This window comes from Georgenia sp. (assembly GCF_054605595.1).
In genome coordinates this window covers 1-9,602 of sequence record NZ_JBTSDU010000120.1, presented here as the reverse complement: position 1 = coordinate 9,602, position 9,602 = coordinate 1, and the positions used below count along the sequence as shown (strand labels likewise).

The window sequence follows — 9,602 nt, the reverse complement described above, 5'->3', positions numbered from 1 at the left end:
CCACTGTCCCGTTTGACGCCGACCGGGACCACCGCCATACTCGTGGAATCGATTACGTAATCGATTACATCGGGTACTGGCAACAATGACGCGGAGCAACGGGGCAGGCGGAGTCGATGGCGACCATCAGGGATGTGGCGAACCGGGCACGGGTGTCCACCGCGTCGGTCTCGCGTGTCCTCTCCGGCGACGAGCGCACCTCCCCCGAGCTCCGTGAGCGCGTCCGCGCCGCCGCCCGGGAGCTGAGGTACCGGCCCAACGCGATCGCCCGCTCGCTGCGGTCCACCGGCACCCGCACCATCGGCCTGGTCGTCTCGGACCTGCTCAACCCGTTCTTCGCGGAGCTGACGCGCGCGGTCGAGGACGCGGCCCGTGCCGCCGGCTACGCCGTCATCGTGGGCAACGCGGACGAGGACCCCGAGCAGCAGGACCACTACGTCCGGATCCTGCTCGGCCGGCAGGTGGACGGCCTCATCGTGGTCCCCACGGTCGAGACCTCCCCGCTGCTGCGCGAGGCGGCCGGCAACGACCACAACATCGTCCTCGTGGACCGCCCCGCCGAGGACGTCGATGCCCCCATCGTCCGGGTCGACGGTGCCGCCGCGGTCACCGAGCTCGTCGACCACCTCGTCGCCACCGGCCGGCGCCACCTGGCGATCATCGCGGGCCCCGACCACGCGGGCACCTCACGCGAGCGCCTCGACACCTTCCACGCCGCCGTCGCCCGGCACGGTCTCGACCTGGCGGACGCGTGGACCGTCCGCGGCGACTTCCGCGTCGCCTCCGGCCGCGCCGCGTTGGCGGCCCTGCTCGACGGCGCCATGGTGCCCGACGCCGTCCTCATCGCCAACGGCCCGATGGCGCTCGGTGCGCTCGAGCTGCTCGCCGAACGCAACGCCGGCACCCCCGCGATCCCGGACGACCTCGCCCTCGCCGTCTTCGACGACATGCCGTGGTTCACCCTCCTGCGTCCACAGCTCACCGCCATCCGCCAGCCCACGGTCGAGCTCGGCACCCGCGCCGTGGCGATGCTCCTGGCGCGCATCAACGGCGAGCCCGTGGAGGACGTGCACCTCGCCGCCCACCTGATCCTTCGCGAGTCGACCGAACCCAGGAGCAAGCGATGACAGCAGCAACCGCACCGGGGCCCGAGCTCCTGCGCGTCGAGGGCCTGGGGAAGACCTTCCCCGGCGTCGTGGCACTCGACGGCGTCTCCTTCGACCTCCACGCCGGCGAGGTGCACGTGCTCCTCGGCGAGAACGGCGCGGGCAAGTCCACACTCATCAAGTGCCTCGCCGGGGTGTACCAGCCCGACTCGGGCCAGGTCTACGTCGACGGCGAGCGCGTGAGCATCCACCGCACGGCGGACGCCGAGGCGCTCGGCATCGCCACGATCCACCAGGAGTTCAACCTCGTCCCGCAGCTCAGCGTGGCCGAGAACGTCCTGCTCGGCCGCCAGCCCCGCCGGTTCGGCATCGTGGACCGCCGCAAGATGATCGCCCAGGCCGCGGAGGCGCTCCGGCTGGTCGGCCTCACGATCGACCCGCGCACCCCGGTCGGCACCCTCGGCGTCGCCCGTCAACAGCTCGTCGAGATCGCCAAGGCGCTGAGCCTGAAGGCCCGCGTCCTCATCCTCGACGAGCCCACAGCCGCGCTCACCGACGACGAGGTCGACCGCCTCCTCACCCTCATGGCCGACCTGCGCGAACGCGGCGTGGGCATGGTCTTCATCTCCCACCACCTCGAGGAGATCCACCGCATCGGCGACCGCGTCACCGTGCTGCGCGACGGCAGGTCGGTCGGCACGGTGCCCTCCGGCGCCAGCACCGACGACCTCGTCCGGATGATGGTGGGCCGCTCCATCGAGGCACAGTTCCCCCGCGTGCGCAGTGAGGTCACCCACGAGGTCCTCCGCGTCGAGCACCTCACCTGCCCCGGCGTCTTCGAGGACATCTCCCTCAACGTCCGAGCCGGCGAGGTCGTCGGTATCGCGGGCCTGGTCGGCGCCGGGCGCACCGAGGTGCTCCGTGCGATCTTCGGCGCGGACCGCTACACCTCGGGCAACGTCACGGTGGCCGGCAAGGCCCTGCCCGGCCACGACGTCCACGCCGCCATCGCCGCCGGCCTCGGCCTGGTCCCGGAGGACCGCAAAGCGCAGGGCCTCGTCCTCGGTGCCTCCGTCGCCGAGAACATCGGGCTCGTCTCCATGCGCGCCGCGACCCGCGTCGGCGTGGTCGACCGGGGCAGGCTACGCAAGCTCGCCGCCGGGATGGTCAAGGACCTCTCCATCCGTACCCCGTCCATCGCGGCGCTCGTGCGGAACCTCTCCGGCGGCAACCAGCAGAAAGTCGTCATGGGCAAGTGGCTCGCGGCCGACCCCGCCGTGCTCCTGCTCGACGAGCCCACCCGCGGCGTCGACGTCGGCGCGAAGGTCGAGATCTACCAGCTCGTCAACCGCCTCACCGCCACCGGCCGCGGCGTGCTGATGGTCTCCTCCGAGCTCCCCGAGGTGCTCGGCATCTGTGACCGCATCCTCGTCATGGCCCAGGGCCGGATCGTCGGGGAGCTGTCCCACGAAGAAGCAACCCAGGACGCCGTCATGGCCCTGGCCGTGAAGGAAGTGGAGTCCACCCGTGCACACTGAGACCAAGTCCCGTCTCTCGGGCGCCTCGCTCGGCCACCGCGCGCAGACGCTCGCCGGCCAGAACGGCGCGCTCGTGGCCCTGGTGCTGCTGGGCGCCGTCATGGCGATCCTCAGCCCCGTGTTCCTGACGTCGCAGAACCTGCTCAACGTCGGCGTCCAGGCCGCCGTGGTCGCGATCCTGGCGTTCGGGCAGACCTTCGTGATCGTCTCCGCCGGCATCGACCTCTCCGTCGGGTCGGTCGCCGCGCTGGCCGCGATCGTCACCGGCTACTCGGCCGCGACGATGGGCCTGAACCCGTTCGTCGCCATCTTCCTCGGCCTGGTCACCGGGATCGCGGCCGGCTTCGTCAGCGGTGTGCTCATCGCCTTCGGGCGCCTGCCTGCGTTCATCGCGACGATGGCGATGCTCTCCATCGCCCGCGGCCTCGCCCTCGTGCTCTCCGGCGGTGTGCCCATCGCGCAGCCCTCGGCCGTGGCCTGGTTCGGCGAGACCCTGTGGGGCTGGCTGCCCGTGCCGGTCCTGATCATGGTGATCCTCGGGCTGCTCGCCTCGTTCATCCTCAACCGCACCTACACCGGACGGGCGATGTACGCGATCGGCGGCAACGAGGAGGCCGCACGTCTGTCCGGGATCAACGTCAACCGGCAGCAGCTCATCATCTACTCCCTCGCGGGTCTGTTCTCCGCGATCGCCGGCCTCGTCCTCGCCGGCCGGCTCGTCTCCGGCCAGCCGCAGGCAGCGTCCGGCTACGAGCTCGACGCCATCGCCGCCGTCGTCATCGGCGGGGCCAGCCTCGCCGGCGGCTCGGGCCGCGCGTTCGGCACGTTCGTCGGCGCGCTCGTGCTCGCCGTCATCCGCAACGGCCTGAACCTGCTGAACGTCTCCTCGTTCTGGCAGCAGGTCGTCATCGGCACCGTCATCGCCCTCGCCGTCCTCACCGACACGCTGCGCCGACGCCGCTCCTGAGTTCTCGCACCACCCCATCAGCCGGGACGAACCGGCTGGCCCCCAGAAAGGAAGATCATGAACAAGCGCACAACGAGGTTCGCCGCACTCGCCGCGGCGGCCACCCTGACCCTGGCCGCGTGCGGCTCGAGCGACGGCAGCTCGGGGGACACGGCCACCACCGACGGCGGTACCGGCGCCGAGGGCGGGGCGACGATCGGCCTCGCGATCTCCACCCTGAACAACCCGTTCTTCGTCTCCCTGCGTGACGGCGCCCAGGCCGCCGCCGACGCCGCAGGTGCCGAGCTGACCGTCACCGACGCCCGCGATGACGCCACGCAGCAGGCCGACCAGATCCAGAACTTCCAGACCCAGCAGCTCGGTGCCGTCATCATCAACCCCGTCGACTCCGACGCGGCCGGCCCGATCGTGACTCCGCTGCTCGACGCCGGCACCCCCGTCGTCGCCGTCGACCGCGTGGTCAACGGCGCCGAGGTCGACGCCTTCGTCGCGTCCGACAACGTCGAGGGCGGCCGCCTCGCGGCCGACGCGCTCGCCAAGGCCGTCGGCGAGACCGGCAAGGTCGTCGTGCTCCAGGGCGTGGCCGGCACCTCCGCCTCCCGCGAGCGCGGGCAGGGCTTCACCGAGGGCATCGCCGCGTACCCGGACATCGAGGTCGTCGCCACGCAGCCGGCCGACTTCGACCGCGTCCAGGGCCTCGACGTCGCCACGAACCTCCTGCAGGCCAACCCCGACGTCGTCGGCATCTTCGCCGAGAACGACGAGATGGCCCTCGGCGCCATCCAGGCACTCGGCGACCGCGCCGGCCAGGACGTCTTCGTCGTCGGCTTCGACGGCACGGACGACGGCGTCGCCGCCATCAAGGCGGGCACCATGTACGCCTCGATCGCCCAGCAGCCCGAGGAGCTGGGCAAGAGCGCCGTCGAGGCCGCTCTCGCCCTGATCGCCGGCGAGCCCACGGAGGCGAACGTCGGCGTGCCCGTCGTCGTCATCACCAAGGACACGCTCTGACCGTTCGCTGAGCCCAGCCCAGGGCTCGACGGTCCCACCATGGCTGCCGCGGCGTTCGCGCCGCGGCAGCCCCAACGGAGGTAGTGGTGCAACACAAGATCGCGGTGATCGGCTCGGCGAACGCCGACCTGGTCCTCGACATCGACCGCCGCCCGCAGGCGGGGGAGACCCTGCTGGGCTCCGACGCGGTGGTCACCCCCGGCGGCAAGGGCGCCAACCAGGCCGTCGCCGCAGCCCTGCTCGGCGGGGACGTCGCGTTCGTCGGGGCCGTCGGGGACGACCCGAACGCAGCCATGCTGCGCCACTCCCTGACCGACGCCGGCGTCGACGTCGCCGCGCTCGACACCGTCCCCGGCGCGAGCGGGGTCGCGATCATCATGGTCACCCCCGACGGGGAGAACTCGATCATCGTCTCCCCCGCCGCGAACCGCCGCGTCACCCCCGAACGCCTCGCCGCGTCCGAGACCGCATGGTCCGACGCCGTCGTGCTCGTCCTCCAGCTCGAGATCCCGCTGGAGACGGTGGCCCTGGCGGCCACCACCGTGCACCGCGCAGGTGGCCGGGTGGTGCTCAATGCGGCCCCCGCGGTTCACCTGCCCGCCGAGGTGCTCACCACCGCGGACCCACTCGTGGTCAACGAGACCGAGGCCGCATTCCTGCTGGGCGGCGCCCCCGCGGACCCTCAGGAGGTCGCGACCGCGCTGCTCGGACTCGGCCCCCGATCCGTCGTCGTCACGCTGGGCGAGCAGGGGGCCCGGTATGCCGAGCGCAGCGAGTACGGGGCGTCCGGTGGCGTGCCCACCCCGTCCGGCTCCCATGGCTGGGTCCCCGCCCACCGGGTCGCTGCCGTCGACACCACCGGCGCCGGTGACGCGTTCGTCGGCGCCCTCGCCGTCGAGCTCGCCGCCGGCGCGAGCCTCGCCGGTGCGGTCACCTTCGCGACCGCCGTCGCCGCCGTCACGGTGAGCAGGCGCGGCGCCCAGGCCGCCTACCCCCGGCGCGCGGAGGTGGCGCCGTGAAGCGCCGCGGGATCCTCAACGACGCCCTCTCCTACGAGCTCGCCCGCCTCGGGCACACCGACCTCGTCGTCGTCGCCGACGCCGGCCTCCCCCGGCCTGCCGGCGTGCGCGTCGTGGACCTGGCCCTGACCTTCGGCGTGCCGGCCTTCGCCCAGGTGGTGGACGCGCTCGCCGAGGAGATCGTCGTCGAGCACGCGACCCTGGCCGCCGAGACCACCGAGCAGAACCCCGCCGCACAGGAACTCATCGTGGCCCGCTTCGGCGAGCCGGACAGGATCAGCCACGAGGCGCTCAAGACCCTCTCCGGCCGGGCCAAGCTCTTCATCCGCACCGGTGCTGCGACGCCGTACGCCAACGTCGTCCTGCGGTGCGGGGTGCCGTTCTGAGGCTGGATTTCCAACGTGTCCCCGATGCCGTTGAGGGTGACATCCCGCCGTTTTCCTTGAGGTACTCGAACCGGGACGGCGTGCTGACTCCCGAGTGCCACCGTCCCGGGCGATCGGCACCCCGCCGCGACTTCGGCTCACGCCGGATGCTCTCGCACTGCTGCTGTACGCCGGCACCGACGTGGGCGGCACCGATCCGGCCACACTCGTGACAGCAATAGACGTCTGAGTCCTTGATGTCGCCCTACCAGTCCCACGAGCACCACATGTGGCCGGATCCGACCATGGCAGCCATGACCACGGCAACGCTGCCGCTCCCGCTCATCGCGCCGGTCGTCGCCGACGTCCTGCTGACCTGGCTGGCCTTCACACCGGTCTGACCCGTCACGCTGGTCCGACCCGTCATGCGGTTTGTGGCCGCCGGGCCCGTAGGTCCCGGCGGCCACCGCCGTTCGCCCGCCGGCCAGTCGCCTACTGGCGGGTCTCCCGGGGCCCTCAGCCGCCGGCTCGACGACGGCGGAAGGGGACCGGCTCGCCGAGCAGCGGGCTCCACGCCCCACGTTCCTCCTCGGTGAGGCGGCGCGGCCGGCCGCTCGCGAGATCCACCATGACGAGCGTGGTCATCGCGCGGGCGGCGACGCCGTCGGGCCCGATGACCTCGTAGCACACGTCCAACGACGCGCCGCCGAGGTGCGAGACCCAGATCTCCACCTGGACGGGTTCGCGCGAGTACTCCAGCGGCGAGAGGTACTCGATCTCCTGGCGGGCCAGCAGCGTCTGCGTGCCCGAGGCGTGCGGCACGCCCGAGTCGCCCCAGAAGACCGCGATGCGCGCCTCCTCGAGGATGGTGAGCATCTTCGCGTTGTTGACGTGGTTGTACCCGTCGGTGTCGCTCCACCGCACCTGGACGGGGATCGTCAGCCGTGCCATCGGACTCCTTCTCGGCGGTGGACCGCTGCGGGCACGACCGCGGGCCGTGGTCCGCGGCGGTGCCCCGCGGCGAGCCGTCAGTCGCGCGTGAGCTTGCGGTAGGTCACGGAGTGCGGGCGCGCCGCTTCCGCGCCGAGCCGCTCGACCTTGTTGGCCTCGTAGGACTCGAAGTTGCCCTCGAACCAGTACCACGACGCGGGGTTGTCCTCGGTGCCCTCCCAGGCGAGGATGTGCGTCGCGACGCGGTCGAGGAACCACCGGTCGTGCGTGATGACCACGGCGCAGCCCGGGAACTCCAGCAGCGCGTTCTCCAATGAGCCGAGTGTCTCGACGTCGAGGTCGTTGGTGGGCTCGTCGAGCAGCAGCAGGTTGCCGCCCTGCTTGAGGGTCAGCGCCAGGTTCAGGCGGTTGCGCTCGCCGCCGGAGAGCACGCCCGCCGGCTTCTGCTGGTCCGGCCCCTTGAACCCGAAGGCCGAGACGTACGCACGCGAGGGCATCTCGACGTTGCCGACCTTGATGTAGTCGAGCCCGTCGGAGACGACCTCCCACAGGGTCTTGGTCGGGTCGATCCCGCCCCGGGCCTGGTCCACGTAGGAGAGCTTGACCGTCTCACCGATCGTGAGGACGCCGTCGTCGAGGGACTCGAGGCCCACGATCGTCTTGAAGAGTGTCGTCTTGCCGACGCCGTTCGGGCCGATGATCCCGACGATGCCGTTGCGCGGCAGGGAGAACGAGAGGTCGTCGATGAGGACGCGGTCGCCGAAGCCCTTGCGCAGATCCTCGGTCTGGAGTACCACCGAGCCCAGGCGCGGGCCCGGCGGGATCTGGATCTCCTCGAAGTCGAGCTTGCGGGTGCGCTCGGCCTCGGTGGCCATCTCCTCGTAGCGGGCCAGGCGGGCCTTGGACTTGGTCTGGCGGCCTTTGGCGCTGGACCGCACCCACTCGAGCTCGTCCTTGAGGCGCTTCTGGAGCTTGGCGTCCTTCTTGCCCTGGACCTCGAGGCGGGCTGCCTTCTTCTCCAGGTAGGTGGAGTAGTTGCCCTCGTAGGGGTACAGGCGGCCCCGGTCGACCTCGGCGATCCACTCCGCGACGTGGTCGAGGAAGTACCGGTCGTGGGTGACGGCGATGACGGCGCCGGGGTACTTGGACAGGTGCTGCTCGAGCCAGAGCACCGACTCGGCGTCGAGGTGGTTGGTGGGCTCGTCGAGCAGCAGCAGGTCGGGGGCCTCGAGGAGCAGCTTGCACAGCGCGACGCGGCGCCGCTCGCCACCGGAGAGGATGGAGACGTCGGCGTCCGGTGGCGGGCAGCGGAGGGCGTCCATGGCCTGGGCGAGCTGGGCGTCGAGGTCCCAGGCTTTCGCGGCGTCGATCTCGGTCTGGAGCTTGCCCATCTCATCCATGAGCGTGACGAAGTCCGCATCGGGCTCGGCCATGAGGTTGCCGATCTCGTTGAAGCGCTCGACCTTGGCGAGGATCTGGGCGACGCCCTCCTGGACGTTGCCCAGGACGGTCTTCTCCTCGTTGAGCGGCGGCTCCTGCTGGAGGATCCCGACCGTGTACCCGGGCGAGAGGCGAGCCTCACCGTTGGACGGGGTGTCGAGGCCGGCCATGATCTTCAGGATCGTGGACTTCCCGGCACCGTTCGGGCCGACCATGCCGATCTTGGCGCCGGGGAAGAAAGCCATGGTGACGTCATCGAGGATGACCTTGTCGCCGTGGGCCTTACGCGCCCGGACCATGGAGTAGATGTACTCAGCCACTGCTCTCCGCATCACTTCACGTGGGGTGGTCCGCCACCAGGGCGGACCGCTTTGGGCCCAGCGTAGGTCACCCGCCCCGCGGCGCGCCTGCACGTGGGCCCTCGGCGAGGGCGTACGTCACCTTCTCCCCGCGCCGCACCCGCTTCCGCCGGTCGGTCCTGGCCCCTCGGCCTCGTCAGGAGAGGCTGCCCAGCCCGGCGGCAGTCAGCGGGCCGACGGAGGTGCGCTGTGCTGTCTCGTCGTCTACGTCGTCCGCGTCGCCGACGCCCGTCCCGCTCGCGTCGCCGACGCCCGCCCCGTCCGCGTCGTCGAGCGCCACGTCGTCGTCCTGAGGCGGCTCGTCCGGCAGGTCCTCGCTCTCCCACCGTCTCCCGTCGGGGCCGGTCACGGTCCCACCGGCCGGCTCCGGCTCGGCGGGGCCCGCCTCGGCGGCCGGTGCCGCGCGAACCGTCCGGACGAAGTTGGCGGTGCCCGAGGACATCTCCACGGCCACGGCGTCGGCGTGGATGACGTGGTCCCACCGCTCGCCCTTCTCCCCCGTCCAGGTGTCGACGTAGACCTTGCCGCGGACGATCACCGGCGTGGCCCGGTGCACGGACTCCAGGACGTTGGCCGCCAGGTTGCCCCACGACTTGACCGTGAACCACTCGGTACGGCTGTCCCGGAACTGACCGGTTTGCGGGTCCCGGTAGCTCGGGGTCGCTCCGAGGCGGAACGTGGCCCACATGGTGCCGTTGGCGCCGACCCGGCGCACCGGTTCCGCGCCCAGCCGGCCCTGGACGGTGATCTCGATCCTGTCGCTCATCGCTCGCTCCCTCGGCTCCGGGCCGGCACCTCTCGGCCGGCCACGGGCACCACGCTGACGCGTACCGGATCACGCGCGCC

At 71.6% G+C, this 9,602-nt stretch carries 9 protein-coding genes; 6 read left to right on the top strand and 3 right to left on the bottom strand.

Going from position 1 to position 9,602, the window contains the following annotated elements; translation table 11 throughout:
* Positions 1-116: 116 nt before the first annotated feature.
* The 6 genes from ACYC1Z_RS12340 to rbsD all read left to right on the top strand — a co-directional run bounded on the left by ACYC1Z_RS12340 (position 117) and on the right by rbsD (position 6,027).
* Positions 117-1,127 (top strand): LacI family DNA-binding transcriptional regulator, encoded by a 1,011-nt coding sequence (locus ACYC1Z_RS12340; protein WP_461409828.1) that lies wholly within the window; start codon positions 117-119, stop codon positions 1,125-1,127.
* Positions 1,124-2,644 (top strand): sugar ABC transporter ATP-binding protein, encoded by a 1,521-nt coding sequence (locus tag ACYC1Z_RS12335; RefSeq protein WP_461409827.1) that lies wholly within the window; start codon positions 1,124-1,126, stop codon positions 2,642-2,644. The genes ACYC1Z_RS12340 and ACYC1Z_RS12335 overlap by 4 nt, the downstream gene beginning before the upstream one ends.
* Complete coding sequence (locus tag ACYC1Z_RS12330) at positions 2,634-3,611, top strand: ABC transporter permease (RefSeq protein ID WP_461409826.1); 978 nt, start codon at positions 2,634-2,636, stop codon at positions 3,609-3,611. Before ACYC1Z_RS12335 ends, ACYC1Z_RS12330 begins: the two co-directional genes overlap by 11 nt.
* 57 nt (positions 3,612-3,668) lie before the next feature.
* Entirely contained in the window at positions 3,669-4,622 is a 954-nt protein-coding gene (locus ACYC1Z_RS12325; protein WP_461409825.1) for a substrate-binding domain-containing protein, read from the top strand.
* A gap of 86 nt (positions 4,623-4,708) precedes the next feature.
* Positions 4,709-5,641 (top strand): ribokinase, encoded by a 933-nt coding sequence (locus tag ACYC1Z_RS12320; RefSeq protein ID WP_461409824.1) that lies wholly within the window; start codon positions 4,709-4,711, stop codon positions 5,639-5,641.
* Positions 5,638-6,027: a D-ribose pyranase gene (gene rbsD / locus ACYC1Z_RS12315; protein WP_461409823.1), complete on the top strand. Its 390-nt coding sequence runs from the start codon at positions 5,638-5,640 to the stop codon at positions 6,025-6,027. Before ACYC1Z_RS12320 ends, rbsD begins: the two co-directional genes overlap by 4 nt.
* 495 nt (positions 6,028-6,522) lie before the next feature.
* On the opposite strand, the gene ACYC1Z_RS12310 is transcribed toward rbsD, so the two are convergent.
* The 3 genes from ACYC1Z_RS12310 to ACYC1Z_RS12300 all read right to left on the bottom strand — a co-directional run bounded on the left by ACYC1Z_RS12310 (position 6,523) and on the right by ACYC1Z_RS12300 (position 9,522).
* Positions 6,523-6,957, bottom strand: coding sequence for an acyl-CoA thioesterase (locus tag ACYC1Z_RS12310; RefSeq protein ID WP_461409822.1), 435 nt, complete (start codon positions 6,955-6,957; stop codon positions 6,523-6,525).
* 77 nt (positions 6,958-7,034) lie between these two features.
* Positions 7,035-8,717: an energy-dependent translational throttle protein EttA gene (gene ettA / locus ACYC1Z_RS12305; RefSeq protein WP_461409821.1), complete on the bottom strand. Its 1,683-nt coding sequence runs from the start codon at positions 8,715-8,717 to the stop codon at positions 7,035-7,037.
* A gap of 175 nt (positions 8,718-8,892) precedes the next feature.
* Complete coding sequence (locus tag ACYC1Z_RS12300) at positions 8,893-9,522, bottom strand: single-stranded DNA-binding protein (protein WP_461409820.1); 630 nt, start codon at positions 9,520-9,522, stop codon at positions 8,893-8,895.
* Positions 9,523-9,602: the final 80 nt, after the last annotated feature.

Excerpts from the sequence above, each read along its gene's own strand:
- ACYC1Z_RS12340 (WP_461409828.1), top strand. The coding sequence starts at position 117 with ATGGCGACCATCAGGGATGTGGCGAACCGGGCACGGGTGTCCACCGCG.
- ACYC1Z_RS12300 (WP_461409820.1), bottom strand. The coding sequence starts at position 9,522 with ATGAGCGACAGGATCGAGATCACCGTCCAGGGCCGGCTGGGCGCGGAA.
- ACYC1Z_RS12325 (WP_461409825.1), top strand. The coding sequence starts at position 3,669 with ATGAACAAGCGCACAACGAGGTTCGCCGCACTCGCCGCGGCGGCCACC.
- ACYC1Z_RS12310 (WP_461409822.1), bottom strand. The coding sequence starts at position 6,957 with ATGGCACGGCTGACGATCCCCGTCCAGGTGCGGTGGAGCGACACCGAC.
- ACYC1Z_RS12335 (WP_461409827.1), top strand. The coding sequence starts at position 1,124 with ATGACAGCAGCAACCGCACCGGGGCCCGAGCTCCTGCGCGTCGAGGGC.